This is a genomic window from Shewanella sp. WE21 (genome assembly GCF_002966515.1).
GTDB classification, from domain to species: Bacteria; Pseudomonadota; Gammaproteobacteria; order Enterobacterales; family Shewanellaceae; genus Shewanella; species Shewanella oncorhynchi.
Window position 1 is genome coordinate 3,913,588 of record NZ_CP023019.1, and the last position, 26,713, is coordinate 3,940,300.

Annotated in this window: 25 protein-coding genes; 15 read left to right on the plus strand and 10 right to left on the minus strand. The window is 43.9% G+C overall.

Annotated elements, in window-relative coordinates; genetic code table 11:
* Positions 1-37 precede the first annotated feature (37 nt).
* From CKQ84_RS17365 to CKQ84_RS17385, 5 genes are all read right to left on the minus strand, one after another.
* On the minus strand, positions 38-298 hold the full coding sequence (locus tag CKQ84_RS17365) for a hypothetical protein (RefSeq protein ID WP_105252197.1): 261 nt from the start codon (positions 296-298) through the stop codon (positions 38-40).
* 300 nt (positions 299-598) lie between these two features.
* Complete coding sequence (locus CKQ84_RS17370; protein ID WP_006082106.1) at positions 599-772, minus strand: hypothetical protein; 174 nt, start codon at positions 770-772, stop codon at positions 599-601.
* Between the two features lie 726 nt (positions 773-1,498).
* A complete protein-coding gene (locus tag CKQ84_RS17375) occupies positions 1,499-2,221 on the minus strand; it encodes a ChrR family anti-sigma-E factor (protein ID WP_105252198.1) in 723 nt (240 codons plus the stop codon).
* Positions 2,214-2,876 carry a sigma-70 family RNA polymerase sigma factor gene (locus CKQ84_RS17380; RefSeq protein WP_028759609.1) on the minus strand — a complete coding sequence of 221 codons (663 nt, stop codon included), beginning with the start codon at positions 2,874-2,876 and terminating at the stop codon, positions 2,214-2,216. The genes CKQ84_RS17375 and CKQ84_RS17380 overlap by 8 nt, the downstream gene beginning before the upstream one ends.
* 145 nt (positions 2,877-3,021) lie before the next feature.
* Positions 3,022-3,573, minus strand: coding sequence for an LON peptidase substrate-binding domain-containing protein (locus CKQ84_RS17385; protein ID WP_028759610.1), 552 nt, complete (start codon positions 3,571-3,573; stop codon positions 3,022-3,024).
* Between the two features lie 101 nt (positions 3,574-3,674).
* Between CKQ84_RS17385 and CKQ84_RS17390 the strand changes: the two genes are divergently transcribed.
* The gene (locus tag CKQ84_RS17390) at positions 3,675-4,289 is read left to right on the plus strand and encodes a class I SAM-dependent methyltransferase (protein ID WP_105252199.1); all 615 of its coding nucleotides are present in this window, start codon (positions 3,675-3,677) and stop codon (positions 4,287-4,289) included.
* Positions 4,290-4,578: 289 nt separating this feature from the next.
* Positions 4,579-5,523 carry a chemotaxis protein CheV gene (locus tag CKQ84_RS17395; protein ID WP_105252200.1) on the plus strand — a complete coding sequence of 315 codons (945 nt, stop codon included), beginning with the start codon at positions 4,579-4,581 and terminating at the stop codon, positions 5,521-5,523.
* 183 nt (positions 5,524-5,706) lie between these two features.
* Here the strand turns inward: CKQ84_RS17395 and CKQ84_RS17400 are convergent, their stop codons facing one another.
* Together CKQ84_RS17400 and CKQ84_RS17405 are read right to left on the minus strand one after the other, a co-directional pair.
* Complete coding sequence (locus tag CKQ84_RS17400) at positions 5,707-6,348, minus strand: hypothetical protein (RefSeq protein ID WP_105252201.1); 642 nt, start codon at positions 6,346-6,348, stop codon at positions 5,707-5,709.
* 51 nt (positions 6,349-6,399) lie between these two features.
* Positions 6,400-6,759 carry a DUF2750 domain-containing protein gene (locus tag CKQ84_RS17405; RefSeq protein WP_028759614.1) on the minus strand — a complete coding sequence of 120 codons (360 nt, stop codon included), beginning with the start codon at positions 6,757-6,759 and terminating at the stop codon, positions 6,400-6,402.
* A 419-nt stretch (positions 6,760-7,178) separates the two neighbouring features.
* Here CKQ84_RS17405 and CKQ84_RS17410 point away from each other — a divergent pair, with 419 nt between their 5' ends.
* Positions 7,179-8,483 (plus strand): lytic murein transglycosylase, encoded by a 1,305-nt coding sequence (locus CKQ84_RS17410; RefSeq protein ID WP_173913196.1) that lies wholly within the window; start codon positions 7,179-7,181, stop codon positions 8,481-8,483.
* A 147-nt stretch (positions 8,484-8,630) separates the two neighbouring features.
* Positions 8,631-9,119: a peptidylprolyl isomerase gene (locus CKQ84_RS17415; protein ID WP_105252202.1), complete on the plus strand. Its 489-nt coding sequence runs from the start codon at positions 8,631-8,633 to the stop codon at positions 9,117-9,119.
* Positions 9,120-9,313: 194 nt separating this feature from the next.
* Here CKQ84_RS17415 and CKQ84_RS17420 read toward each other — a convergent pair whose 3' ends face one another.
* On the minus strand, positions 9,314-11,257 hold the full coding sequence (locus CKQ84_RS17420; RefSeq protein ID WP_105252203.1) for a M1 family metallopeptidase: 1,944 nt from the start codon (positions 11,255-11,257) through the stop codon (positions 9,314-9,316).
* A 268-nt stretch (positions 11,258-11,525) separates the two neighbouring features.
* Between CKQ84_RS17420 and CKQ84_RS17425 the strand changes: the two genes are divergently transcribed.
* The 4 genes from CKQ84_RS17425 to CKQ84_RS17440 all read left to right on the plus strand — a co-directional run bounded on the left by CKQ84_RS17425 (position 11,526) and on the right by CKQ84_RS17440 (position 17,681).
* Positions 11,526-11,753 carry a DUF3389 family protein gene (locus CKQ84_RS17425; protein ID WP_006082094.1) on the plus strand — a complete coding sequence of 76 codons (228 nt, stop codon included), beginning with the start codon at positions 11,526-11,528 and terminating at the stop codon, positions 11,751-11,753.
* 92 nt (positions 11,754-11,845) lie between these two features.
* Entirely contained in the window at positions 11,846-12,517 is a 672-nt protein-coding gene (locus CKQ84_RS17430) for an alpha/beta hydrolase (protein ID WP_105252204.1), read from the plus strand.
* Between the two features lie 363 nt (positions 12,518-12,880).
* Positions 12,881-14,599 carry a bifunctional UDP-sugar hydrolase/5'-nucleotidase UshA gene (ushA, locus tag CKQ84_RS17435; protein ID WP_105252205.1) on the plus strand — a complete coding sequence of 573 codons (1,719 nt, stop codon included), beginning with the start codon at positions 12,881-12,883 and terminating at the stop codon, positions 14,597-14,599.
* 421 nt (positions 14,600-15,020) lie between these two features.
* On the plus strand, positions 15,021-17,681 hold the full coding sequence (locus CKQ84_RS17440; RefSeq protein WP_105252206.1) for a TonB-dependent receptor: 2,661 nt from the start codon (positions 15,021-15,023) through the stop codon (positions 17,679-17,681).
* Positions 17,682-17,770: 89 nt separating this feature from the next.
* On the opposite strand, the gene CKQ84_RS17445 is transcribed toward CKQ84_RS17440, so the two are convergent.
* Both CKQ84_RS17445 and CKQ84_RS17450 read right to left on the minus strand, forming a co-directional pair.
* Complete coding sequence (locus tag CKQ84_RS17445; protein WP_105252207.1) at positions 17,771-18,130, minus strand: TraR/DksA C4-type zinc finger protein; 360 nt, start codon at positions 18,128-18,130, stop codon at positions 17,771-17,773.
* 187 nt (positions 18,131-18,317) lie between these two features.
* Positions 18,318-19,268 (minus strand): tRNA-dihydrouridine synthase, encoded by a 951-nt coding sequence (locus CKQ84_RS17450; protein ID WP_105253104.1) that lies wholly within the window; start codon positions 19,266-19,268, stop codon positions 18,318-18,320.
* A 267-nt stretch (positions 19,269-19,535) separates the two neighbouring features.
* Between CKQ84_RS17450 and CKQ84_RS17460 the strand changes: the two genes are divergently transcribed.
* The 7 genes from CKQ84_RS17460 to dnaX all read left to right on the plus strand — a co-directional run bounded on the left by CKQ84_RS17460 (position 19,536) and on the right by dnaX (position 26,579).
* Positions 19,536-19,964 carry a hypothetical protein gene (locus CKQ84_RS17460; protein ID WP_028759624.1) on the plus strand — a complete coding sequence of 143 codons (429 nt, stop codon included), beginning with the start codon at positions 19,536-19,538 and terminating at the stop codon, positions 19,962-19,964.
* 116 nt (positions 19,965-20,080) lie between these two features.
* The gene (locus CKQ84_RS17465) at positions 20,081-20,950 is read left to right on the plus strand and encodes a DUF692 domain-containing protein (protein WP_105252209.1); all 870 of its coding nucleotides are present in this window, start codon (positions 20,081-20,083) and stop codon (positions 20,948-20,950) included.
* Positions 20,950-21,696, plus strand: a complete 747-nt coding sequence (locus CKQ84_RS17470; protein WP_105252210.1) for a DUF2063 domain-containing protein — start codon at positions 20,950-20,952, stop codon at positions 21,694-21,696. Before CKQ84_RS17465 ends, CKQ84_RS17470 begins: the two co-directional genes overlap by 1 nt.
* A gap of 150 nt (positions 21,697-21,846) precedes the next feature.
* Positions 21,847-21,969, plus strand: a complete 123-nt coding sequence (locus tag CKQ84_RS24150; protein ID WP_006082086.1) for a hypothetical protein — start codon at positions 21,847-21,849, stop codon at positions 21,967-21,969.
* Between the two features lie 81 nt (positions 21,970-22,050).
* Entirely contained in the window at positions 22,051-22,419 is a 369-nt protein-coding gene (locus CKQ84_RS17480; protein ID WP_105252211.1) for a YbaN family protein, read from the plus strand.
* Positions 22,420-22,687: 268 nt separating this feature from the next.
* The gene (apt, locus tag CKQ84_RS17485; protein ID WP_105252212.1) at positions 22,688-23,239 is read left to right on the plus strand and encodes an adenine phosphoribosyltransferase; all 552 of its coding nucleotides are present in this window, start codon (positions 22,688-22,690) and stop codon (positions 23,237-23,239) included.
* A gap of 118 nt (positions 23,240-23,357) precedes the next feature.
* Entirely contained in the window at positions 23,358-26,579 is a 3,222-nt protein-coding gene (dnaX, locus tag CKQ84_RS17490) for a DNA polymerase III subunit gamma/tau (protein WP_028759629.1), read from the plus strand.
* Positions 26,580-26,713: the final 134 nt, after the last annotated feature.

Consider the following 26,713-nt stretch of genomic DNA (forward strand, 5'->3'; position numbering starts at 1 on the left):
AAACGCCCCATAAATAGTCAAATGCAAATACAAGCGATTAAAACAGTAACTGGTTCCGTTTAAGAATTTTATAGGTACGACGGCCAATGTTTTCGAGGTTTTTTAAATCTTTTAGGCTAGGCGTCACCTCACTAAATTGCCAATAACTGATTTCGGCATCTAACATTTCCAGCATTTTCTTCGAACAACCTAAACATTGTCCTTGGCACAGTTGTGCTTCTTCTAAATTGAGTGGAATAGTCTCTTTGATCTGGTTTATCAAGGTTTGCATGGCAATTTGAGTATTGGGTTTTGGCATAGATGATGTGCTGAACAGTATTCATGTGTATGAATATTAGCGGATGCTGCAATGGAAAGAGGTGATCTAACGCTGGATTTGACTCATTTGGTTCGGCAGGTATCTGTGTGAGAGAGATACAGCCTGAACCAAATGTGCTCGTCATAATGACGTAAAAAAGGATAGCGTGTTCGTGACATTCGGCTATCAGTTTACTTAAGTGCTCGGTACTGCGAAGATAATGGAAACCGATTAAATACACTTGAGTAAACGGGTACTGCGGTATTAATTTTTAACTTATCGTTTTACTTACTTTTTGACTTATTTGTTCGCGGACAATAACCATTTCATAAAGCTGATGGCTTCTGTACGTTTAGAAAAAGTCTGTCTGTTTTTACCTTGACGATCGGTAAAAGCAATTGAGGTTTTATTTACTGAGATTGAATCTACAGGGAAGTTCACTGTAATTTCATGTCCATTAATTTTGTATGACATATGCCACACTCCTTTTTGTTAATTCACCCATAGGTGAGATAGTTGTAACTATAAAATATCCTTAGCAATTGTGCGAAAGATTCGTTCTATTGAGTATCGAGGTTACCCCATCTTTGATTCATTAATCAAGAGATGCTTAATCGATAAATATTTCATGTTGTCGATTACGTCAATGGAATAACTCGATTCAACCAGTTGACCATAGCTTAATGACAATACTATGACAACAAGGAGAACGGTAAGTTCACAGACATAACCACATGATTTTAGTGATATCGAATGATTGAGCTTATGGGGTTTTGCTTGTAGTAGGCTTTCTTTATGAGGACCGAACTCTGATTGCTAAATATCAGGCTGGGTTAAAAAGGTAAACAACAAGGTGTATCTCAAAACGACGTGCAGTATATCAATAAAAATGGCTTATGCAAGTTTAATTTTTATTCGATGTCATTATTTATTTGCTAATGTTGAATTAAAGTGTGTTTTTCGTGACTATTCACTTGATTTAAAGAGGAATTGTCAGGCCTATTTATGGGTTCGTTTTTATTTTTGTGGTAATTGACTAAGGTTAATATTGCCGTTTTATAGGTAAATGTTATAAAAAATCCCACTAAAACAGGTCATTTTAATGGGATTAATCGTAGTCAGTTATGTAATGGACTCGTTAAACTGAATTTATAAATGAATCTATGCGTTTGCTCTTGTTTAAAAACTCAGTCAAAAGGTTTAATAAATCAGTTCACCTATGGGATTAAGTAGCTTACTCAGACCTTTGGTAAAATGCAGCGGTGCATCTAATACTGTGTAGCATAAGCAACCGTTAATGGTTTTCGGTGAGTGATGATGTTGGCCGTCAAGCACGATAAAATCACCTGGGACATAGTCACCATTTAGATCGGAAAACTCTCCGGCTAGTAATAGTGTTAGCTCATAACCTTTATGGGTATGTTGGGGGATTTCGCCTTGGGCATCTATATGCAATAGGCTAGCGCGGGTGTTCGTTTCGTCGACATCAAAACGCATGCGACTGACTTTGCCTAATATTTGCCATGGACGGGCCAAATGCTGACGAAACACCGAGGGCACAGTGTAATGCTGTTGCTTTATGTCGACATCGATAGGGGCGTTATTAGGCACATTTGTCGCTGCCGGTTGAGCCATGATTTGCGCCATCATAGCGTCAATGTCCAATGCCGATTCTTGATTGTCGCCTGAGTGTTGCACCTCAACATACTCTCTGTGCATCAACTCTTCGCCCGTATCATTTGCAGCATGACCGCCATCAGGATTTAATGCTAAATTTGCAGCTTGTTCTGTGAATAGGGCAAGCTGCTCTCGACAAGTCTCACATAGGTCGCAGTGTGCGGATATTGCTATCGCCATTGATAAAGGTAAGTTCCCATTAGCATGGCTCACGAGTAATTCTTGTTGGGGATGATGTTTAATCATTGTGTGTCTCCAAGAAGCTTTTCAACTTTTCTAGCCCTAATCTTAAACGGGACTTTATGGTCCCAATTGGTACCTTTAGGGCATCGGCTAGCTCTTGTTGAGTGAGTTCTTGCATGTAAATGCCTTGCACAACTTGTCTTTGTGCTATGGGAAGGGCATCAAGATGTTGGAGTAATTTAGCCGTCAACTTGTGATCAGTGAGTGTGTCCTGAGCCATGGTCGCATCACACAGCGGCCAAATATCATCACCGAAAGTATCTTCTCTATTGTGTTGTACCCGTCTAAGCATATCGAAACATTGATTACGCATGATGGTAAACACCCAAGTTGTTACTGACCCTTTTTCTGCATTATATAAATGAGCCTTAGTCCAAACGCTGGTCATGGTTTCTTGTACTAAATCCATCGCCAACCCTTGTTGATTCAGTCTTTGTAAACCAAAGGCTCGGATCTTGGGCATGAAATGCTGGAATAAGTGACCAAAGGCGGCTCTGTCTCGGTTGTCTGCTACTTGTAGCATAAACGTGATTAAAGCATCCGCTTGAGGCTCGCAGGTTTGGGAAGCTGGAATTTCGTTATCCATAGCCGAATTAGTCAGAGACGTGATTGGGACATGATACCGAGTTTGCCTGCTTTGTGATTGAATATTTTCCATTATTTTCGCTCTTATCCCAGTCGTGAGTGCTGAGTGTGATATCAGTAACGACAAAATTGAGAAGTGTGTTGTACTTCTGAGCCCAGTTTTGCTGTCAAACTTTCAATCAATACGAAGTGGCTTAAATAAAGGATCATTCACAGCATTATTTAATGACGGCCCGCAATAGATCTCGGGTCATAATATGATCTAAGGCATTAATGCAGGTGTACTTTTCGGATGCTTGTACGGGTAATATTTCTAGCCAGCGCTGGCAGACCCAAGCAATATCATCGAACTGTTCTGTTTGGTAGTGCTTGAGATGTTGCGGATATTCCTTAAGAATGTTTTGTAACATTTGACTCAAGTAACGTTCATCGGTCGCAATACGTACAGCAGGCCAATTGTCGATTAAACTGACGTCTCCGCGCTTTAAACCATCAGCTTCGACACTGATTTTATCAAGTTTAAAGCGTTTTGAACCTTGAATACTGATCCCTAATAGTCCGTCTGGTAAGGTTTCAAAATCAATAATATGCACTAAGGTGCCTATGGGCTGAATGGTTTTACCATCCTCTTCAAGCATACATAAGCCAAAGCCTTGGCCTGACTTTAATGATTCGGCGACCAAGCGCTTATATCTAGGTTCAAATACCCGCAGTTGTGTGTAACCTTCGGGCAATAAACAAATGGGTAATGGAAAAAGAGGTAATTTCATCGTGGCCTCTGGTGAACTTATGTTCCTATCATTACGTACCATAATGGCAGTTCGATCAGTAAAATTATTCAACAGTAGTTTACCCATAGTGAGAGGATGGCATGAAATTAAATCCATTTGAGAAAAAGATCGTTCAGCATCCATTACGTTTTTGGCTACAAAATCATCTCGAAGCGCCTTTACTAACGTCTATGATGCCAAAACCTATGGCTTTGTGCGAACGCGCATTAGAAATAGGTTGTGGGTTTGGTAACGGTATTCAGTTGATCCGCGAACATTTTGGCGCGGGACATATCACGGCAGTGGATATCGACCCTGACATGGTTGCCTCCGCACAATCCCACTGGCAATCTCGGCCGCAAGGGGTAAAAGGGCTGAGTTTCTCGGTTGCTGATGCAACATGTTTACCCTTTGCCGATAGCGAGTTTGATATGGTGTTTGATTTTGCCGTATTTCACCATATTCCAGAGTGGCAAGCGGCCATTAAGGAAGTTGTAAGGGTGCTGAAACCGAACGGATACTTTGTGATAGAGGATTTATATCGTGCCGCAATTTGTAACCCATTGAGCCGGCGCTTATTTGAGCATCCACAGCAGAATCGCTTTAATCATAGTGATTTGTTAACGGTATTGCGCCAGCTGGGATTTGAGATTGTCCGCGATAGAAATGCCTTTAATCTTGCGGGTATGGTGCTCGCCCAGAAAATATTGCGTTAGGCGTTAGAGTTGATGCTTAACCTAAATTGAATCGTTAGGATTAAATGATTGCGCTAGCACTAAGACCAAATATTAGCAATGCCGCGTATTATCTGAAGATATCAGCTTAGGGATGCAGATATCTGAGATGCGCTAAACGAAGTTTATGGCCGAACTTTGCGAGAGTGGTTGTAATTTTTAGATAAAATAGACTCTCGGCATGGTTCTTCATGGGAGTTTACCGCTATAATTTGAGCTAATCCGTCGCATGTGGGGAAAGGATTTTCCTCAAGAGTAGAGAAGCAGCATTATGGCAAACGTACTTGCAACCGTAGATCAGCGTACCAAACTCGTTGGTGAGAACCGACTTGAGTTGTTGCTCTTTAGCATTAATTCCACGCAGTTATTTGCCATTAACGTCTTTAAAGTCAAAGAAGTCGTCAAGCTTCCTCCCTTGAATGCGATGCCGGGTAGTCATCCGCATATTTCTGGTGTTGCTAATATTCGCGGAATTTCTATCCCCGTGATTGATTTACGTTCGGCCATAGGGTTTAAGCCCGTGCCGCCTAACGAAGATGCCAATATGATCATCACAGAATATAACCGCAGTGTGCAGGGTTTCTTAGTCGGTAAGGTTGAACACATTATCAACATGACTTGGAGCGATATTATGCCGCCGCCGAAAACGGCTGGGCGTAATAATTATCTAACGGCAATTACTCGCATAGAGCATCAAGGTCAGTCGCAGTTAGTGTCTATTATCGACGTAGAAAAAGTCTTGGCGGAGATCATTCACTACGATATCCGTTTATCTGAAGGTGTACTTGACGAAACCTTAGTCCATGAAATGCCTGGCAGAAAAATCCTGATTGTGGATGATTCGTCGACCGCCAGACGTCAAGTGCGTGAAACGTTAGGCCAACTGGGTATTGAAATTATTGAGGCATCTGATGGCTTACAAGCGCTGACGTTATTGCAGAAATGGCGTGATGAAGGTAAACAAGTTGCCAAAGAATTATTGATGATGATTACCGATGCCGAAATGCCCGAAATGGACGGTTATAAGCTCACTTCTGAAGTGCGTAGCGATAAAGCTATGTCGGATTTATTCATCACCTTAAATACTTCGTTGAGTGGCAGTTTTAACCATGCCATGGTTGAAAAAGTGGGCTGTGATAAGTTTATTTCTAAGTTCCAACCGGATTTGCTGGTGGAAGTGGTGCAAGAAAGATTAAGACAAGTGATCAATCACTGATCGCATTTTGAGATTTGAACTATCGGTGATTGACCTTGAGTCGATCATCGATAGGTTCGGCGCTTTGAATGAACGCTTTAATAACAGTTTTTAATACGGTCTTGAATCACATTCTTTTAACTGCTACCTTTTCAACTGCTTTTCTGCAAACATCTGCCAACCCACTACCTATAACCCGCTAGATTATAACGCTAATTCGGCTGCTACATCGTGTAATACTTGGTGCTTCATTTCTTTGGCGGCGGCGATATGGATACGGGCGAGCCTTAAGGCATAGTTGAATCTTGCTCGACCGACGAGGCTTACCAGTTCGGCAAAAAACTGTGGATCTAAAGTGAATTGCGTCGAATAGTATTGGATAGCGGCATTGACTGAATTAAAAGTCACGCCATCGAATTCAAAACCTGCGTTATAACCTTGGTCGTCAATTTCTTCGCCCTCTAATACCAGTGGCCAACCGGGCGCATTGATACGGTCGCGGGCAATTTGGTACATCATCCAAGCACTTTTTTTAAAACCTTCAAACACTTTGCAGGAGAATTCGGACTCAGCAAGCTCTTCTTCGGTCCAATTAATCCCAATGGCGAGGTGTTTCGCATAAATACGCATCAGTGCATCTTTGACGGCCATACGACAATCCCAAATGGAGCTAAGAGTATGTTGTTTGGCTAATCGCAAACATTCGCTGCAGGCGGGCACAGCTAACGAAGCATGTGGTGTATGTGTGTGTGCGATATATTCGAAGTGTTGATGACTCGGTTCGCCACAAAACCAGCAGGTATGGCGTTTGTCGAAGGGAATATCGATAAGCGGAATAGCAGACATCAAGGAATGAGCACCTCAGTCCTTGATGTCATCAATGGCATACTGAAGCGATTAAACTTCTTCAACATCAACCAAATCTTTTGCTAAAACAATCGGATCAAGTTCAAGACAATCTTCATCGGTTTGCCAATCAACACCGATTAATACACCATCGTCGTTTAGATCTGAGACCCAATATTCTAGAAATTCTTCTAATGAAATAGAAACGGGTTGATAGTCGTGCCATTCGTCGCTGCAATGGGATTTTGCAGTAGCTTCATTTGACCATAATGGCATCACATCTGTGTCTTCAAATTCTGAAGAATCACAAACGACCCAGCCTTCGCCAGTTTCATCCATTAGACCCCAAAGCGTCTGATGTTGTTTTACATTTTTGATAAAGCCAGCCAAAGCCGCATTGATTTCAGTCATGATAGGTCTCTTTGATGTGTGCTGTTAACTTATCCATTATACGGTAACGTGCTGCGATACCAAGGGATTCTTTGTTAAGAATTTTTTTGTGTTGGATAACTGAGCAATAAGCCTATGCCGCAAGGTATTTATGGCGATAAGGATTGTGTTACGTGTCACTATGGGTCAGGATTATTGGTAATGAGTCGCCTTGGTACTGGCTATTTTACTGACTAAATGTGGCTCAGATAGGGGCTTTACGTGGCGGAGAAACATGTCTTCTATGCTCTTGGCCGTTAAAGGTGTTTTGGATTCTAACCTTTCACTCGTTATGCCAAGGCGAATATCTCTCTAGGGCAATTCCCTCTTGAAGACGGAATATTGTCGTGTTTAGCCACAATAGTGTGATTGTTGTGAGATCAAATATTGGAGTTGTTGATTTGATTAAAATTAAAGGGTTAACTTATCTGTTTGCGAGTATTGCCGCCTGTGTCAGTCTGAGTGCCTGTTCAAGTGCGCCAACGGCGAGTGCCAGTGCTAACGCAACCAGCACTAACGCAAGTGACATTGCTGCTGAAGCCAATCAAATGCCCGATATCAGTGCTAGCGTACAATCTAATGCAGAGGCGTTTCCAATGTGCTTGACTGGACTGCAAGCGCGAGCACGTGCAGAAGGCCTGTCAGAGGCGACGATAAACTCTACCATTGCGAACTTGAAATTTGTCCCTCGAGTGATTGAGCTGGACCAACAGCAACCCGAATTCAGCCAGACATTTGATAATTATTTCAGTAAGCGCGCGACCGAATGGCGCGTCAATGAAGGCCGCCGTTTACTGCAAAAGCACAGTGTCTTACTCAATCAATTAGCGCATAAATACGGCGTTCCGCCGCAATATATCTTGTCTTTTTGGGGACTGGAAACGAACTACGGTTCCTATAAAGGCAAAATGTCGGTATTGAATTCGCTGGCGACTTTGGCTTGTGAGCCACGCCGTAGCAATTATTTCACCATAGAGCTGATGCAAGCCTTAAAACTGAAAGAAAAGTATCAGTTCGATGATGACACTATGGTGGGATCATGGGCAGGTGCTATGGGACATACGCAATTTATGCCTTCTGCGTATGCCAAATATGCGGTCGATGGTGATGGGGATGGTAAGGCCGATTTATGGAATAGCATCACAGATGCGCTCACGTCTGCCGCGAACTTTTTGCAGCACTTGGGTTGGCAGCGTAATCAGCGTTGGGGGCGTGAAGTCTTGTTGCCAAAGGATTTTAGTTACAGTCATTTAGGTGCGAAACAGCCCTTGTCGTTATCTGAATGGGCAGCGCTCAATGTAACGCAGTCGAATGGGCAACCTTTGCCTGCCGTCGATATTCAAGCTGCGCTGTATTTGCCTGCGGGACACACAGGCCCAGCCTTTTTAGGTTATGAGAATTTTAATGTGATCATGCGTTGGAATCGCTCCGAATTTTATGCCATTACGGTAGGGCACTTGGCCGATCGTATTAATGGTGGACAACCCTTGACAGTCAGTCCGCCTGAGCAACCACGCCTAAGTCGCGAGCAAGTAAAGCAACTGCAAACAAAACTGAACGAGGCTGGATTTGATGTTGGTAAGCCTGATGGCGTGTTGGGACGTAACTCTATGGCAGGGTTGCAAGCCTTTCAACGTAGCAAACAGATGATTGCCGATGGCTTCCCAAGCCCAGAGGTGTTTACTGCTTTAGGACTATCACTTTAGTTACTGTAGCCACTGTAGCCACTGTAGCCAAAGAGCGTTCGCTGCAGGTTCTGAGTGCTTTGAGGCCGGATAAAAAAGTGGAGTGAAAAGCGCAGTTTTGTTAAGCTCGGCCCACAATTGAAATCGAAGAAAATCAAAGGATATTCGATGAGCATTAAAGACGATATGGTTGTGCAGTTTAACTACACACTGCGCGACGAGAAAGGTGAAGTGATCGAGACGAACGAAGGTCGCGATCCGATTGCCTATTTACACGGTCATGACAACATGATGCCAGGTGTAGAAAACGCGATAAACGGTAAAGCCATAGGTGAAAAGTTCACTGTGACTTTGCCTGCCGCTGAAACCTACGGTGAGCGCGTAGCGGATGCGGATGCGCATCAACGTGTGTCGGTTAAGCATTTACTGGGTGCGACTGTGTGGAAACCGGGTATGACTGCTGTGGTTAATACCGATCAAGGTCAGCGCCAAGTGACTATCGTTAAAATGGGTAAGTTTATGGCGACTGTGGATGTAAACCATCCATTAGCCGGCCGCGAACTGACATTTGATATTGAAGTCGTAGGTGCACGTGATGCGAGTGATGAAGAAATCGCCCACGGTCATGCCCATGGTGCAGGTGGTCATCACCACTAATCTTTAGGCTTCGGGTTCGGCTTCGAACTTGGCTTCTATTTGACTCAATGTGAGATGAGTATAAGTTCAGTATGAGTTGAATGAATCGAGGCTAAAGATTAAATAGCAAAAGCCCAAACCTAGGTTTGGGCTTTTTGTTTTTATGGTGCTAATGGCTTAATGATTGTCGCAACCGCTAATGGCTCTTTATCTCGCTAATGGCTATGTTCATGCTCGAGTGGTTTGTCGGCAAACATCATATCTAGGCTTGCTTGGGTTTGGGGATGGTAGCCGCTGCGAGCCCTGAGATAGACGCTTTTGGCCCAGTCGTATTTATCAGAGCTTGCTAGCTTTTGATATAAAGGCACGATTAAGCGCATGCGGCCAATATGGGTTAAGTGTTGTATTAATGCGGGTAGTACTGCGTAATAGCCATTGTCTAGGGCGAGTGAATACCATGCGAAAGCAATTTCACTGTTGCCAGTGCCCGTAAAATGGAACGCCTTATCTAGCTCGGCAAGTTTGGTTTGGTCAAGATTGACTCTTGGCATTTCATTGATGAATCTTAACCACTGGTGGACTGTCCAAGTGCTGGTCTTCAACTCGCTTGCACTGAGTTTACCCTCGAGCCAAGTTTGTCTTTGAGCATCGATATCATCGAAGGCATGGGAATTGGGCGGCACAAGAAATGACGGTAAACCTTGACCTTCAATCCAAGTATCCACTTCACCTTCACTGACAAGATGGGGATATTTGTTTAATAGATTCAAAGATAAATATTCACGGAATTGCGCCGTAGTAATACTCTGAAATGCAAAATGATTGAAGTAGCTTTTCACAAAAGTGTCGAAGCGTTCACGGCCAAATTTTTGCTCTAAAAATATTAAGAACAACTGGCCTTTTATATAAGGGACACCGCTGAAGGCTTCGTCGGGCGAACGTTTACCGAGATCGAGATGTAGCACTGAATCGGCAGGAGTAAGTTCTGCAAGCTCTGCAAGCAATTCAGAGTAGCCGATGGTTTGCTCCATTAGTGCTCGGTCTCGGCCATAGAGGTCTTCCATGATGCGATTCTCAACATAGGTCGTAAAACCTTCATTAAGCCAGAGATCGCGCCAAGTGGCGTTGGTCACTAAATTACCCGACCACGAGTGCGCAAGTTCGTGGGCGATGAGGCTCACTAAGCTTTTATCACCCGCGATCACTGTGGGTGTAATAAAAGACAAACGCGGGTTTTCCATGCCGCCAAAGGGGAAACTTGGTGGCAAGATAAGTAAGTCATAACGTCCCCAAGGGTAATCGCCATAACGTTTAGCGGCGATTTTGATCATTTCTGGCGTGTCGGCAAATTCTTTGCTCGCTTTGTCGAGGATCTCTGGCTCAGCCCAAATGCCCGAGATGTTATCTAAGGGAGCAAACTTTAAATGCCCGGCCGCAATGGCAATCAAATAAGCTGGAATAGCCTGCGGCATAGTGAATTGGGTCTGAGTGCTCGACAGGGTTTTGCGATCGGCACTCATGACCACAGTGATGGCTTTATCGGCAGTAATTGTGGCGCTATAGGTTTGGCGAACGGCTGGCGTATCTTGCAGTGGGATCCAACTGCGAGCATGAATCGCCTGACTCTGACTGAACATAAAAGGCAACTGTTTACCTTGGGTTTGCTCTGGAGTTAACCATTGAATACCAGACGGATTATTCGATGTGTGGTAATTGATTTTAATTTTTTGGGTATCTTCATCGGCAAGTTTGATGGTCAGCGCCGCGCCTTTTACAGCGTTCGCTTTAGCTAAGGTGAAGGGCACGCTTTGCCATTTCCCAGCTGTATTTAAAGCACTTACGCTGTTAATCGTCAGATCTCGAGTATCTAAGATGAGTTCTTTCCCCGCCTTATGCCAAGCTAAATCGAGGGTGGCTTCACCGGATAAGCGGTTTTGCTTAAAATCGACGGTAAGGGCAAGCTCCAAATGACTCACGCTGACTTCAGTGTAATTGGCGTAGGTCTGTGCATCTTGGTTCTGCTGCGTATCAGCTTGTGCAACAGTGGCAGTAGGCTCAGTGGTTAAGGTATTTGGAGTGCTATTGGCATAAGCGCAGGGAATTAGTTGCAGGGCAAAGACTAGGGGGCTGCAAAGGACGGTTCGGCGAAGTGAAAGCATTATTTATAGTAGCCTAATGATGAAGTATGTTAGTTCGAGTTTGGGGTGATAAGACCATCAATTCAGCTTGGTTTTCTGTTAACCCACTCTATATAGCACAAAAGATATAGCGCAAAAGTTTACCTGATAATTCACTGGATTTGTTATCTCACTGTTAGCTCAAATGTAATCAAACTTTAATGGCTTGAATGCTGGTCAGGAAATGCCATCGGTAAAAGAGCACAAGTTTGCTATGATGACGGCGTTTTCACATAGGGCGGTTATCATAATGGTGTTAGATTTTTCGCAGGGTAAGTTAATCGTTACTGAGTTTGAGGTTCAAGTGCGCCTCAACGTTGCCAGTATCGTACTGCAAGCGAGTGCTGAGGATATCGGCTTGAGACGTCAGCCTCCTATGCTGATCGCCGATGGTGGCGGTGTACGTTGGAGCTTAGTATTGGACTCAAATGCTCAGTTACGTGCGATTCAAGATGTGCTGGGCATGGATGCTGAATAACCTGTGCCCGAGTGGTGATGAGTGTTTAACGTATAGATTTATCATCATTTTTTAGTTGATGAGTGTTTAATATCGAATTGGGAATTTTTAGTATGTCAGTTTCTCTTGAGCGTATTGTTGTCGAACCTAAGACTCCTGCTACGGCTGTGGTTATTTGGTTACATGGATTAGGGGATTCGGGGGCCGGATTTGCTCCCGTAGTGCCTGCATTAGGCTTACCTGTAGATCATGCTATTCGATTTATTTTTCCCCATGCACCAGAGCAAGCAGTGACCATTAATGGTGGCTACGTTATGCGCGCTTGGTACGATATTAAAAGCATGGATTTGCATGACAGAGCCGATATGCAAGGCGTGCTTGAGTCGGAAAAAAGGGTTGCCGCATTAATTAATGAACAAATCGCGGCGGGTATTGCGAGTCAACGTATCGTATTAGCGGGATTCAGTCAGGGTGGAGTAATGAGTTTATTCTCTGGACTGCGTTTCCCTGAGCCACTTGCAGGGATTATGGCGTTGTCTTGCTATTTGCCGACGGGCGATGTGTTACCCGCTGAATTAAGTGCGGCGAATCGCAATACACCCATATTACAGCAACACGGTCTACAGGATGATGTTGTACCATTATCCGCTGGAATGTTAGCAAAAGAAGCCTTAACGGCGGGCGGCTATCATGTTACGTGGCAGAGTTATCCAATGCCTCATTCTGTCATTCCTGAACAATTGAAAGCGATTTCTAAATGGTTATTACAGCGATTTGAAATGTAGATAAGTCTAATTGCTGATAAAAGCAGCATGCGGTAAGTTGAAATTTACCCATGCTTGTTTTTTTAAAGGAACAATCGCGATGTTTTTTCATATTTCCTAAGTTATTTATAACAAACGATTAAAATCCATTTATTCCATTTTTATTTTGTATTCTCTAAATATATAAAAATCAGTCATTCAGCTTATTTTTTATATGAAACAAATCCTTCTTAAAATGCCCGCCAAATTTCATATAAATGTCAAGTTTTTAATAAAAATGACACAATTTATCTTTATTATTTGCTATTATCCGTGACGCTGAACTTGATGGAGTTCACGGCAATCTTTCTATGATAAAATAATTAAAATCAAGGGGTTGATGTAATGAGACATATGCTTATTAAAGGATTAGTTGCAACTGCTGTTCTCGCTGCACTTGCGGGTTGTAATAATAGTGATGACGATAAAGTTCCAACAACGTGTGCTGAAGCGGGAAGTGCTTGTAAAACGTTTACCGTTTTACATACCAATGACAACCATGGCCGTTTCTGGGAAAACAGTGATGGTGAATACGGTTTAGCCGCTCAGAAAACTCTGGTTGATCAAATTCGTGCAGAAGTGAGTAAGAATGGCAGTCAAACCTTATTATTATCTGGTGGTGATATTAATACGGGTGTACCAGAATCTGATCTTCAAGATGCCATACCAGACTTTACGGGCATGAATAAAATTGGTTACGACGCCATGGCTGTTGGTAACCATGAGTTTGACAATCCGTTATCAGTACTTGATATGCAGCGTCGCCTTGCTGAATTCCCTATGTTAGCGGCGAACATTTACCGTAAAAATGCCGATGGTACTCTTGGTGAGCGTTACTTTGATGCCTATAAAGTATTTGACGTTAATGGTCTTAAAGTTGCTGTTATTGGTTTAACGACAGAAGACACTGCTAAGATTGGTAACCCAGAATACATTAGCGATCTAACATTCACCGATCCCAAGGTGGAAGTTGCTAAAGTGATTAAAGAAATTAAAGATGCCAAAGCAGCAGATATCATTTTCGCTACCACGCACATGGGTCATTACGCAGATGGTAAAAATGGTAGTAATGCCCCTGGCGATGTGGCTATGGCTCGCGCATTGAAAGAAGGGGATTTACAAGTTGTTATCGGTGGTCATTCACAGAATCCAGTGTGTATGGAACCGGGAACTGACAACAAAGCCTATGCAGCCTTTAAGCCTGGTGATGCATGTGCACCTGATAAACAAAATGGCACTTGGATCATGCAAGCCCATGAATGGGGTAAATATGTTGGCCGTGCAGATTTTGAATACTTTAACGGTGAACTCCATCTAGCGAGCTACAAGCTTGTCCCTGTAAATATGCGCAAACTGGATGATGCTGGTAAGAAAACTGCTGACTTAGCTGGCACTAAAATTGAACCGGATTCAGAGTTAAAAGAGCTGCTTTCTTACTATCAAGAGAAAGGTCAAGCTAAGTTAGACGAAGTCATTGCGACAACGGATGCCCTGTTAGATGGTGAGCGTGCAAACGTGCGTAATAAGCAAACTAACTTAGGCCGTATGTTAGCGATGGCACAAAGTGCTAAAGTGACTGCTGATTTTGGTGTAATGAACTCAGGCGGTGTACGTGCATCTATCCAACCAGGCAACATTAGTTACCGTGACGTGCTGACTGTTCAGCCATTTGGTAATATGGTTACCCTTAACGAAATGACGGGTACTGAAGTTGCGGCTTATTTAGGCGCAGTCGGCAGTCTTCAAGTTGGTTCTGGTGGTTATGCACAAATCACAGGTGTGAAAATGACCATTGACTGTGTGGCTAAAACAGCCAACATCAGCGACATCGGTGGCAAGGATTTTAGCCCAACAGCCACTTATAAGTTCACTGTACCTAGCTTTAATGCTGCGGGTGGTGACGGTTATCCTAAACTAACCAGCCCAATTCAAACGGGTTTTGTTGATGCTGATTTACTCTATTCTTTCTTGAAAGAGAAACAAGTGATTAAAGCTGCTGACTACAATCCTGTAGGCGATATTGTTTATGAGAACTCAAAAAGTGTTGAAGGTTGCCAACTTTAAGTAATCAATCATTACTCAGTGTTTCAATATTAATGCCACTCAAATGAGTGGCATTTTTTATGGTTAATTAATATTGAACTAAGTATAAATTAATATTCAGCATTTTATTTACGATACACTTTTATTCATTTGTGGCGTGAGTTTCTCGGTGTTCTTTTGGTTAACAATTGAGATTTATTGTATCAAATTAAATGTTTAATATATTCAACAGGTCTGCATTGCTTAACCCCATGATGTATATCCGGATATCTTATATTCAAGTTGATTTATTTTGTGTCAATTTGTTTTAATTTGAGATTAATTGTTTTTAATGGTTGACTTAGATGTTGCGCATTAACATTATCCCTACAGCGAAATAGAATTCGCTTGCCAAATATAAAAATAACAAACATAGGGTTTTATTTACCTCAAGGAGAGATTAATGCGCTATTTAAGTTTAACGGCCAAAGCCGTTCGTACTAGTTTAATTACAGTGGCGACAAGCAGTGTGGTTTTTTCTGGAATAGGCTTTTCTGCAGCGGTAAATGCAGCAGAAGAAAATGCGAAAGTTGAACGCATTGAAGTGACGGGTTCTCGTATTAAACAAGTTGATATGGAAACTGTTTCACCCGTGACTGTCATTAATGCTGCTGATATTGCCATGACGGGTGAAAAAACCGTTGCTGACGTATTGAATAACTCTGCGATAAACAGCTTTGGTTCTTGGCGTGGTATTTCTGGCTATGGATCAGGAGCAAGCTCAACCAGTGATGTCAATTTACGTGGTTTAGGATCGTCTGCGACATTAGTGTTATTAGATGGACGCCGTATGCCGGGCACGAGTTCGAGCTCTGGCTCTGTGGCCGATACATCTTCTATCCCTATGGCTATCGTGGAGCGTATTGAAATCCTGCGCGATGGCGCCTCGGCAGTATATGGTTCCGATGCGGTTGCGGGCGTGATAAACATTATCACTAAGAAGGAGTTTGAAGGGTTTCAACTCGATTACAGCACTGAGCAGCCAAGTGTTGAAGGAGGAGATGCCAACCGTTTATCACTTGCAACGGGCTTTAATACTGATAAAGGCAATATCACGCTAACCTATGAATATTATGATACTAAAGCTGTAATGGATCGTGATATTTGGCGAATGGACGATTCAAGTTATAACGCATATAGTGGATATAGCTCAGCACCAAACGGTAAATATGGACCAGGCAACGGTAGCTGGTATAGTAATTCAGATATATGTGAAAAAACGGAAAATACCATAGACTCAGGTGATGGTCGTTGTTTATATAATCATGGTAATGTCACTAAGTTATTTGGCGATCAAACCCGTAATTCGCTGTTATCTAATTTCTCCTATGAGATTTCAGAGAATATAAAATTCCGAGGCCGAGCTTCTGCTTCATTAGCAGAAACTGAAACCCGTTATGCGGGTACGCCAGTATCAACGAATACCCCTGTGATGAGTGCCGATAATAAGTTTAATCCAGTTGGCGAAGAATTAGTGATTTCTATGCGAGGCGCGCAACTTGGCGAGCGAGATACATTAACTGAAACCAACAACTTTGATATTCTAGGTGGCTTTGTTGGTACAATAGATTCAGGGAATGGTATCGACTGGGAATTAAATGCCCAGCACGCAACATCGACGACAAATAGTTTTAATTATAATTTACTGAACGACGATATTATTCAGCAAGAAATTGATTCAGAGCAATATGATATTTTCAATACCTCTGGAATGAGTTATGAGCAGTGGGATCAACAGATGACAGATCTGTATCGTAAAGCTGCGCATACTGGGGTTTATCAGGGAAAATTTGAAAGTACTCAATTGGATGGTCTTGCTTCGACCTTACTGCTCGATGACGGTGATCTTTCGGTCGCTATGGTCGGCGGTCTTGAATATGAAATGATCAAGTTTAAGCAAACTAGTGATCCAGAATCGGCCGCGGGTATTATCTCCGGCGGTTCGGGTGGTGATGATGTGGATGCCACGCGTGACCGTAGCGCTGCTTATTTGGAACTCCAAGTAGGCTTACCTGCCAATGTTGAGTTTTCTGCCGCAGTACGTTATGAGCGCTATGAGCAGGAAGGAACTCTCACAGGGCCTCAGGGGGAAGTCGTTAATTCATCGACTTTCGATGCCGTGGTGCCTAAGTTTGGTTTAAGCTGGCGTCCTATAGACACGTTATTACTGCGTGCTAGCTATGGTGACTCATTCCGCGCGCCGAATATGAGCGAAATGTTCTCGTCTCAATCCTTGAGTTTTGAGAAGGGTGTTGATTCTTTATGGTGTAATGAACCTGGTAACGTGGATGCCATATATTGCGCGACTAATAATCAACATAAAACCTGGTATGGAGGAAATCCTGATCTAGAGGCAGAAGAGGGTAACTCGTTAACCTTTGGCGGCGTTTGGAATGTCACTGACGCATGGAACTTGGAATTATCTTATTACTCAATCACCTATGACAACAAAATTGAGTCAATTGATGTGGATGATATCCTGCGTGATGAAATCAAGAATGGTTCTTCTCCCTATGTGACTCGCGGCCCTGATGGCAAGATTGAATATATTGAAGCCGGAGTTCGTAACTTAGCTACAGTTGAGACCTCAGGTATCGATTTTGTTACGGCTTATAACTTAGAAACAGGCTTTGGGGATTTCAATTTCAAATTGGATTTAACTCATGTGCTTGATTTTAAAAAGCAGGATAACGCTGAAGCAGACATGATCGACTACGCAGGGTCGACTGACTCGCCCGATTGGCGCGGTAACTTTGCGACCAGTTGGAAATACGATGATTTTTCTGCCGCATGGACAGTTGTTTATATCGGTAGTCAATCAGCAAGTTATTCCAACGAGTTAGAAGAAACCGACCGTTATGTTGATTACGATAATTACTTTAAACATAACATTCAGTTTGGTTATACCCATGCTTATAACGGCTCTATCACAGTTGGGGTGAATAATGTGTTTGATGCTGAAACACCAAACTATTACACCTACGCCGATTATCGCGATGTGAATGTGGGTTTATATGATGTGTTAGGTAGAACGTATTACCTGAGAATAAACCAGAAGTTTTAGGTTGTCCGCCCTCCCTGGATAACTCAAACCTCCGCTTGCGGAGGTTTTTTTGCTTATAAGGCAGTTTACTGGATGTCGAATGAGCGCTATCAATGCGTGAGGCGCAGTTCGTGGCGGTGTTCATGCTGATAATGCTCGGCGCAGGAGGTGCAGCGTTGTTCGGTGGGATCTTGGCTTAAGCGTTCGGTTTCAATTTCTGCCTCACAATCCGAGCAAAGACCGTAGAGACCTAAGTCGAGCTGGCAAAAGGCGGCATCAAGTTTATTTAATCGGCAAAATAGTGGGTGTTCAGCCAGTGGTGTCTGAGCCAATTTATCAATTAATTCTGCCAGACTCAGGCTAGCGTAATGCTCCCCTATGGCTTCGAGGAACAGAGGGAGCGCGCCTATTTCTTTCCTTAGATTAGCTTCAAGCTCTGACAATTCATGTCTGATATGGGTGGTGCTCACGTAAAATCGCCTATTTCATTTGACTCTAGGCGTCCAGTCTAATAGTTCCACTATCAACGACTATGATAAAGATCAAGTATCTGCCACATTTTCGGTTTTTTAGCCGTTAAAAATCGAAAAAGTACTTCATTCTTATCGCATTATATGTGCTACGGCAAAAGCCCTTTTATCACACATATCGTCGCGATTATTCGTCGCATAAGTTCCGTTGCGCCGTTTCTAATACGCGGACTATTTCTTCCGTTGTTTTAAAGACTCGCAGTTCCCTAAACAAGGTATCGGCTTCGGGATATTGACGGTTGAGATAGGTAAACCATTGTTTGATCCGGGCTGGATAATAGTCACTCTTACGGCCATTGAGTTCCCTTTGGGTATAACTGAGCATGAGCCCTAAGGTTTGCGCCCAAGTATAAGGAGTGGCTCCTGTCTTGATAGTATCAGCCAAGTTCGGCAATGAAATTGCCCCGCGGCCGATCATGATACTATCGCAGCCCGTGACTTCGATACAACGCTTAGCATCGTCACTGTTCCAAATTTCACCGTTGGCGATCACTGGGATCGGCAAACGTTTGCGCACTTCGGTGATGTATTCCCAGTAGGCTGGCGGTCTGTAACCGTCGACTTTACTGCGCGCATGGATGGCAAGTTCAGTTGCACCGGCTTCATACACTGCAATGGCGTTTTCCATAAACAGTGACTTATCTTCGTAGCCCAAACGTATTTTGGCCGTTACGGCATGCTCTTTTGGTACTGCTTGACGCATGGCTTTGACAATATCGTGCACACTCTCAGGATATTGCAATAATACGGCGCCACCTTTACTGCGGTTAACAATTTTTGCTGGACAGCCAAAGTTTGCATCAACACCGTGTGAGCCTAACTCAATGGCACGCAGGGCATTTTCGCCCATACATTGGGGTTCTTGACCAAGCAATTGTACTCGTACTGGCGTACCTGAAGGGGTGTTGCCGTTGTTGAGCAGTTCAGGACACAGTTTGAGAAAGACCTTTTCAGGCAGCAGTTGGTCTACCACTCGCACAAATTCGGTGACGAGCAAATCGTAGGGATTGATGGTCGATAGGATGTCACGCATCAAAGCGTCTACTACGCCTTCCATTGGAGCCAAAATCACACGCACTGCAGTAAACCCATATCTGTTGCAAAGGGCGAGCATTCTACCTTATCAGCCCTAAGTTACAAAGTGGCCTAGTGAAGGAGGATGAATAGGTGCGCCAATAACTAAAATCCAAGCTAAACTGATTATCCTAGCAGGATATTTTGACCATTTCTGTGACTTAGTGATATTTTTTGCAATAGAATCGAAATAAGGCAGGTCTTTTGTTGTAAGCCAGCTACTTAAACTGTTGTTGGTCATTATTACTCAATAAACAAGAAGGGATTATTTATGAATTCAGTTAAAAAAACAGCAGTTGCAGTAGCGTTAGGTTCAGTTGTGATGAGTTCAGCTTTTGCTGTCAATGCTCAAACTAACCCATTTGGTTTTGAAGCTATGGATGCGGGCTATCAAATTGTCGGTTCAGAAGGCAAATGTGGTGAAGCCAAATGCGGCGCAGACATGAAGAAAGCCGCCGCTGAAAAAGCCAAAGAAGGCAAGTGTGGTGAGGCTAAATGCGGTGCTGAGATGAAAAAAGCGGCTGCAGATAAAGCTCATGAGGGGAAATGTGGCGAAGCGAAATGCGGTGCTGACATGAAGAAAGCCGCTGATAAGGCCCATGAAGGTAAGTGTGGTGAAGCGAAATGTGGCGCTGATATGAAGAAAACCGCCGAAAAAGTGGATGCTAAAGTCGAAGCCGTTAAAAAAGAAGTGAAGTAAAGCGGATTTGTTTTATCCCTGCAGTTATTGGGATAATTGAGCTTAAAGAGGCCAGCCAGCGCTGGTCTCTTGTGTTTTATTCTTAAGCGATTACAGGTTAGCGTTCGTGAGGTTCTATGAATGATCAAAAAAATACGGCACAGGTAGGGCTGGGGTTAAGGCGAGAAATGCTCAGTGAATTTTGTTTACAGGTGCCTGATGCTATTAATTTTTTTGAAGTGGCGCCTGAGAATTGGATGACCTTAGGTGGTAAATTTGGCCGCCAATTTCGTGAGTTGACTGAGCAACATACTTTCTACTGCCACGGTTTGAGTTTATCCATTGGTAGCCCTGAACCCTTAGATCTCGCGTTTGTAAAAAATATCAAAACCTTTATGGATTTACATCAAATCCAAGTCTATTCAGAACATTTAAGTTATTGCTCAGGGCAAGGTCACTTATATGATTTAATGCCTATCCCTTTTACCGACGCTGCGGTGAAGCATGTGGCGGCGCGGGTCAAGCAAGTAGAAGATATTCTAGAGCGGCCGCTTATTTTAGAAAATGTGTCTTTTTATGCCGCTCCAGGTGCGCAAATGACAGAACTTGAATTCGTTAATGCCGTGCTGCAAGAAGCCGATTGTAAACTGCTACTGGATGTGAACAACATCTATGTGAACTCGATAAACCATCAATACGATGCCGATGCCTTTTTACAGGCCATGCCGACGGAGCGCATCGCTTATCTACATATTGCTGGGCACTACAAACAAGCTGAAGATCTGCTCATTGATACCCATGGCGCCGCCATTAACGATCCCGTCTGGACATTATTACAGCGCTGTTATGCTTTGCATGGGGTAAAACCGACCTTGCTTGAGCGTGACTTTAATTTGCCGACAACCGCTGAATTGTTGCTCGAGATAAATCAAATTCACGGTTATCAAATGGCGGCGTCCAGCTCCCATGCCCAAAATAGTGCTCATGCCGTAAAGAGGATCGCCTAATGGATTTTAAGCAAGTGCAGCAATCCTTTATCGATTATATCCGCGATCCCTCTTCGCCATTGCCCGTGGATACTGATTTTCGGCGTATGCAGGTTTACCGCGAGTTATTTTTTAATAATGTGCTGGGATTTGTGTCGAACGGCTTCCCCGTGCTGAAAAGTTTGTATTCTGAGGAGGATTGGCTGACTTTGGTGCAGCGTTTTTTCAGTCAACATGATTGCCAATCGCCCATCTTTATCGATATCGCGGGTGAGTTTTTAGATTTTTTACAGCAGGAATATCAGCCCACGGCAAATGATCCTGTTTTTATGCTCGAATTAGCGCACTATGAATGGCTGGAGTTGGCCGTTGCGGTTGCACAGGCGAGTGGGGATGAATCTCAACTTAGCCTAGCGCAAATGTCGACGCAGGCTTTATGTTTGTCGCAGACGGCGAGGGTGGCGCAGTATCATTTTGAGGTGCAGCACATTCGTCAGGATTATCGGCCGCAGCAACGACTCGATACGCCAGTGTTTTTTTGTCTCTATCAAGATGCCGATTGTGAAGTGTGCTTCTTACAGTTAAATCCCTTAAGCGCACAGGTGCTGGCATTTCTTCAAGCTCAAGGCCAAGCGGGTTTTAAAGAGATAGTTGATTGGTTAACAATCACTTATCCTCAAATGGTGCCAGAGATTGTTGAGCAAGGTTGTATGCAGTTACTCGAGCAATTAGCGGCCAAAGGGATAGTGCGCGGACGTCAGTCTTAAGGGTGGGATTATTGCCGAAATAAATGCAATAACCCTACAGTTAAAGGGTTTTTATTAATTTGACAAACCGCTACAATGTCGGCCGTTTTGTGATCTCAATCACTGTACGATTCCTGCGCACTTATACTTGCACATACTAGAGGAGCTGTAATGAGTAGTCAGCCGTTCAAAGACCCATTTAATTTTTTGTATTTTATTGGTTTTATTTTAGTTTTACTGTTGCCGACTCTGCCAGCAAGTCTGTCTTGGTTAAAGCATTTAGGTTTAATTTAAGCGAGCGTTAATCTCTAGCGCGTAGCCTATTGGCCACTCTTCGAGTGGCTTTTGTTTTTCCGATAAAGGGCATTTAAACCTATGGTATTAAAGCGCGGATTATTTTTACTGTTAGGCTTAACCGCTTTAGTCTTAGGTTTAGTCGGTATCGTGCTACCGATATTGCCGACCGTGCCTTTTATCTTGCTTGCTGCCTTCTGCTTTGCCCGCTCGAGTGAACGTTTACACCATTGGTTGATGACACATCCCTGGTTTGCCGACGCCTTAACCCAGTGGCAAGAGCAGCGAGCAATGCGTAAGGGATTGAAACGCAAAGCCATGATAGTTAGCGCACTCAGTTTTAGTGTCAGTATTATTGTGGTCCCTATCCTTTGGGTAAAAGGTCTGCTGTTTGTCATGGCGTTGTTCCTACTTTGGTATCTTAAAGGTATACCTGAAATAGAGGGATGATTGAGTGATTGGATGGGCTCAAGTGCTGTGACTGAAAGTTTAGTCGTGTTCTTGTTGAGGCTATTTAACTGAGAGCCAACAGGGTTTGATCTAAGGCACAAATTGATAACCTTTCCATCACTTGTGCATTGTGATTGTTGCAACTAAAACTAAAGCGGCATAAGCTTTGTCCGACTTTCGACAATGCGTCCACCCAGTGTGGACGTTTTGTTTTATACCGCCACCGCTAGGTTGGTGAATTGATTAAGTAACTTATTAAGCAAATATGATGGCTATGAATACAGAAACCTTATCCTTGATAAAGCAAAGCATTAAAACGATTCCTAATTATCCTAAGGAAGGGATTTTATTTCGAGATGTCACCAGTTTGCTTGAGAATGCAGCAGCCTATAAAGCGACCATCGACTTGTTAGTTGAACATTATCGTGGTCAAGGCTTTACCAAAATTGTGGGCACTGAAGCCCGTGGTTTCTTATTTGGTGCTCCGTTGGCTTTAGAATTGGGTATCGGTTTTGTACCTGTGCGTAAACCCGGCAAATTGCCGCGTGCAACCATCAGCCAAAGCTATGAACTGGAATACGGTCACGATAGCCTAGAAATTCATACTGATGCGATTAGCGCAAATGACAAAGTGCTCGTTGTTGACGATTTACTCGCCACTGGCGGTACTATCGAAGCGACCGTTAAACTGATCCGCCAACTCGGCGGTGAAGTTAAACATGCGGCCTTTGTGATCTCATTACCTGATTTAGGTGGTGAAGCACGTTTAACCGCATTAGGGCTTGAGTTGGTTAAACTTTGTGAGTTTGAAGGCGAATAAATCTGCAGCTAAAGGCGCCTTGGGATAGTTTGATGGCATGTCAAATCATGACATGTTATCTTTCAAAGTTCTCGGGGCGCATGCTCCCGCTTTTGTATCACATACTCTGGGGAGTTCCATGTCATATCAGGTGTTAGCCAGAAAATGGCGCCCTGCCACATTTGATCAAATGGTTGGCCAAAGCCATGTTTTGCATGCCTTGACCAATGCGTTAAGCCAGCAGCGCTTACACCATGCTTACCTGTTTACGGGAACGCGCGGTGTTGGTAAAACCAGTTTAGCGCGACTCTTTGCCAAAGGCTTAAACTGCGAACAAGGCGTGACAGCGACTCCCTGTGGTGTTTGCGGCAGCTGTGTGGAAATCGCCCAAGGCCGATTTGTCGATTTGATTGAAGTCGATGCCGCATCTCGCACTAAGGTCGATGATACCCGTGAGCTGTTAGACAATGTGCAGTATCGTCCAACCCGTGGCCGCTTTAAGGTTTATCTCATCGACGAAGTGCATATGCTGTCGCGCAGCAGTTTTAACGCACTGCTAAAAACCTTAGAAGAACCCCCCGAGCACGTTAAATTTCTTCTGGCGACAACCGATCCGCAGAAACTGCCAGTGACTGTGTTATCCCGTTGTTTGCAGTTCAATTTAAAAAGCCTGACCCAAGCTGAAATTGGCACTCAGCTCAATCATATTTTGACCCAAGAGCAGTTTCCCTTTGATGCAGAGGCCCTAAAACTGTTGGCTAAAGCTGCCAATGGCAGTATGCGTGATGCCTTGAGTTTGACAGATCAAGCCATCGCCTTTGGTGGCGGTAATGTGATGCTTGGCCAAGTGCAAACCATGCTTGGCAGCATTGATGAGCAGCATGTAGTTGCCTTGCTTAACGCCTTAACTGATGCCGATATTGGTGTGCTAATGCATACCTGTGCCCAAGTGCTCGCGTACGGCGCAGATGCCCAAGAAGTGCTACGCAGTTTACTTGAGTTGTTACATCAAATTACCTTGACCCAATTTGCCCCCGCTTGCGCGCAGCAATCCTTGTATAGCGCACAAATTCGCGCGTTTGCCGAACAGCTTAAGCCGGAACAAGTGCAGCTTTATTATCAGATTTTATTAACAGGCCGCAAAGACTTACCCCATGCACCGGATCCTAAATCGGGTCTTGAGATGGCGCTATTACGCGCTGTGGCGTTTGTGCCGGAAAAGCCAGTAAAGCGCTGGCAGCCTTATGCGGTCGCTGAGATCAGTTTACCCGAAGGGCAAACGCCAGTTGCGATAGCGCAAGCTCCTGATGTAAATGAACAAAAGTTTGCTGAGCCACATACTGCGGAACAACTGCCTGCTGAAAAAAAAACAGCATTAATTGAGCCTGCCGATACCGCAGAGCAGGCACTTGATGCTGAGCTCCAAGCGGATGCGGCATTAATTGCCGAACAGGCGGTGATTCTAAGTCAGGCGCAGAGTCAGGGATTTAACGCTGGCAGCTTAAACGTTGAGATAGTGAATGCTGAGGTCGAGCCACAAACTCAAACAGTATCAACCGCTCAAGCGCCTTCTCAAGTTACTGAAGCTGCTGCTGACATTGAGGCATCGGTTGCGAGTTTAGATGCTCAGAATAGTGAAGTTCCTGAATTCATTGGGGCAACTGCCGAGTCGAGTATTATTAATCCAGCAGCGGCTGAAATGGTTGTTGGTTCAAGCGCTGTGGCTGTTGGTAGTGACATTGCAGAGAAAGACAGTGCTGTTCAAAAGACTGTTGATGAAAACACTGCTGTTGACTCCCTCGCTAACCATACTCTTACTAATAGTACGCTAGAGCAAAAGGGGCTTGATGAACATAGTCCCTATGGAACTGAAGTCGAGCATTCTTATCCAGCGATGGGAGCTTATGCCCAAGAGTCAGCGCCGCTCGATTCCTATCAAGATGCTTATGTTGAATTCTCCTCCGGCTCTTACAATGACGATGATTTTCATCACAGCTTTGACTCTCATGCTGTGCCTGATGATGTTCAACACTTAGATAATGTTCAAAATTCTGCTGATATTCAAAGCGCTGTAGGCATGGAAGGCTCAGTTGATAGTCACTCAGTATTAATTGCTCAAGTGTCTCCTCAGACATCAATTCCAACACTAGCCTCCGCATCCTTAGCCGACGACGATATTCTTTCAGCTGTGTTGGCAGCGCGGGATTCGCTGTTATCGGATCTTGATGCTTTAAGTGCTAAGGACGGTGATGAAAAAAAGTCGTCATTGGACTCAAAACTTAAGACGCCAAACACTAAATCACATGGTGTAACCTTACCTAAATCGGTTACTAAAATTGAAGCGAGTCAGCCAAGTGTGGCATTTTCTGTTGATCCAGCATCTGATTTAGACCCTGATTTAGCGATAGATTTTGATGATGACTTCGACTTAGATCTTGAGCCTATCGAGCTGCACCAAGCAGTATCTTCAGTCGTCATCTCAACTGGAATTGTCTCTGAGAAGCCTGCCAAACCGTCTGCTACATATGATCGTCCGCCTTGGGAGGCAGCGCCTGAAGCTGAATCTATCGAAGTGACGCAAGTCGATAGCAATAAGACTGACAGTGTTCAGCCTGTGAGCGCGCAAGCTACTGATATAAATAATGTTCAAGTTAGTCATGCTCAAGAGCTTTTAGGCGAGAGTTACGCACCTAATCATGCACAAGATGACACTCTATCCCTGAGTGACGGGCAGGTCGCAGCATCAAGTTTGAAGTCGGAGATACTTCAAACTCACGTTGTACGTCAAGAAGAAATACCCGCCTCAGAGTTTGCTTCGGTTAGCACAACAGCACTGACAAATGCGTCGAATACAGTGGAGCACACGCAGGAGACACAAGTCGCGCTCAGTTCGACTCAACCTATTAGCGGTCATCCATTAGATTTACATTGGTACAAGTTGATGGCGAGCTTAGAGATCGGCGGGCGAGTGCGGCAACTGGCGGTTAATTCTGTCTGTCAAACTTTGAGCGATCCTTTGCCGTTGCTGCTTAAACCAAACCAGAAGCATCTAGCGGCCGATGTTGCTATAGTGCAGCTTGAGCAAGCCTTAACTACCGCGCTCGGGAACCCAAGACGGGTACAAGTGGTCATAGGAATCGATGAACAGCGGGAAACGCCCTTAGAGTTACGTAAGCGTTTCCACCAAGAGTTGCTGCAACAAGCGCATCAATCATTGATTCATGATGACAATGTGCAATGGTTGATCCAACGTATGGGCGCCGAACTCGATGCCGATAGTCTAGTATATCCGCCAGAGTTGTTGAATTTACGCAGTCAGCAAATACAAGCGTTACCTGAGTTAACTGATGCCGCGAGTTAGCCATTATTGGCGAGTCTTTGGGTAAAATTTTCATCGTTAATTTGTAACGCTGTGGTTTAAATTTAGGCTTCGAGTGCATATTTATAGTGATGCTGCTGAGAAACTCTGCATCGAGATCATAAGTTTATTAACAA

What these genes read in the sequence shown, in the direction of transcription:
- CKQ84_RS17365 (WP_105252197.1), bottom strand. Translation starts at nt 298, where the DNA reads ATGCCAAAACCCAATACTCAAATTGCCATGCAAACCTTGATAAACCAG.
- CKQ84_RS17370 (WP_006082106.1), bottom strand. Translation starts at nt 772, where the DNA reads ATGTCATACAAAATTAATGGACATGAAATTACAGTGAACTTCCCTGTA.
- CKQ84_RS17375 (WP_105252198.1), bottom strand. Translation starts at nt 2,221, where the DNA reads ATGATTAAACATCATCCCCAACAAGAATTACTCGTGAGCCATGCTAAT.
- CKQ84_RS17380 (WP_028759609.1), bottom strand. Translation starts at nt 2,876, where the DNA reads ATGGAAAATATTCAATCACAAAGCAGGCAAACTCGGTATCATGTCCCA.
- CKQ84_RS17385 (WP_028759610.1), bottom strand. Translation starts at nt 3,573, where the DNA reads ATGAAATTACCTCTTTTTCCATTACCCATTTGTTTATTGCCCGAAGGT.
- CKQ84_RS17390 (WP_105252199.1), top strand. Translation starts at nt 3,675, where the DNA reads ATGAAATTAAATCCATTTGAGAAAAAGATCGTTCAGCATCCATTACGT.
- CKQ84_RS17395 (WP_105252200.1), top strand. Translation starts at nt 4,579, where the DNA reads ATGGCAAACGTACTTGCAACCGTAGATCAGCGTACCAAACTCGTTGGT.
- CKQ84_RS17400 (WP_105252201.1), bottom strand. Translation starts at nt 6,348, where the DNA reads ATGTCTGCTATTCCGCTTATCGATATTCCCTTCGACAAACGCCATACC.
- CKQ84_RS17405 (WP_028759614.1), bottom strand. Translation starts at nt 6,759, where the DNA reads ATGACTGAAATCAATGCGGCTTTGGCTGGCTTTATCAAAAATGTAAAA.
- CKQ84_RS17415 (WP_105252202.1), top strand. Translation starts at nt 8,631, where the DNA reads ATGAGCATTAAAGACGATATGGTTGTGCAGTTTAACTACACACTGCGC.
- CKQ84_RS17420 (WP_105252203.1), bottom strand. Translation starts at nt 11,257, where the DNA reads ATGCTTTCACTTCGCCGAACCGTCCTTTGCAGCCCCCTAGTCTTTGCC.
- CKQ84_RS17425 (WP_006082094.1), top strand. Translation starts at nt 11,526, where the DNA reads ATGGTGTTAGATTTTTCGCAGGGTAAGTTAATCGTTACTGAGTTTGAG.
- CKQ84_RS17430 (WP_105252204.1), top strand. Translation starts at nt 11,846, where the DNA reads ATGTCAGTTTCTCTTGAGCGTATTGTTGTCGAACCTAAGACTCCTGCT.
- ushA (WP_105252205.1), top strand. Translation starts at nt 12,881, where the DNA reads ATGAGACATATGCTTATTAAAGGATTAGTTGCAACTGCTGTTCTCGCT.
- CKQ84_RS17440 (WP_105252206.1), top strand. Translation starts at nt 15,021, where the DNA reads ATGCGCTATTTAAGTTTAACGGCCAAAGCCGTTCGTACTAGTTTAATT.
- CKQ84_RS17460 (WP_028759624.1), top strand. Translation starts at nt 19,536, where the DNA reads ATGAATTCAGTTAAAAAAACAGCAGTTGCAGTAGCGTTAGGTTCAGTT.
- CKQ84_RS17465 (WP_105252209.1), top strand. Translation starts at nt 20,081, where the DNA reads ATGAATGATCAAAAAAATACGGCACAGGTAGGGCTGGGGTTAAGGCGA.
- CKQ84_RS17470 (WP_105252210.1), top strand. Translation starts at nt 20,950, where the DNA reads ATGGATTTTAAGCAAGTGCAGCAATCCTTTATCGATTATATCCGCGAT.
- CKQ84_RS24150 (WP_006082086.1), top strand. Translation starts at nt 21,847, where the DNA reads ATGAGTAGTCAGCCGTTCAAAGACCCATTTAATTTTTTGTATTTTATT.
- CKQ84_RS17480 (WP_105252211.1), top strand. Translation starts at nt 22,051, where the DNA reads ATGGTATTAAAGCGCGGATTATTTTTACTGTTAGGCTTAACCGCTTTA.
- apt (WP_105252212.1), top strand. Translation starts at nt 22,688, where the DNA reads ATGGCTATGAATACAGAAACCTTATCCTTGATAAAGCAAAGCATTAAA.
- dnaX (WP_028759629.1), top strand. Translation starts at nt 23,358, where the DNA reads ATGTCATATCAGGTGTTAGCCAGAAAATGGCGCCCTGCCACATTTGAT.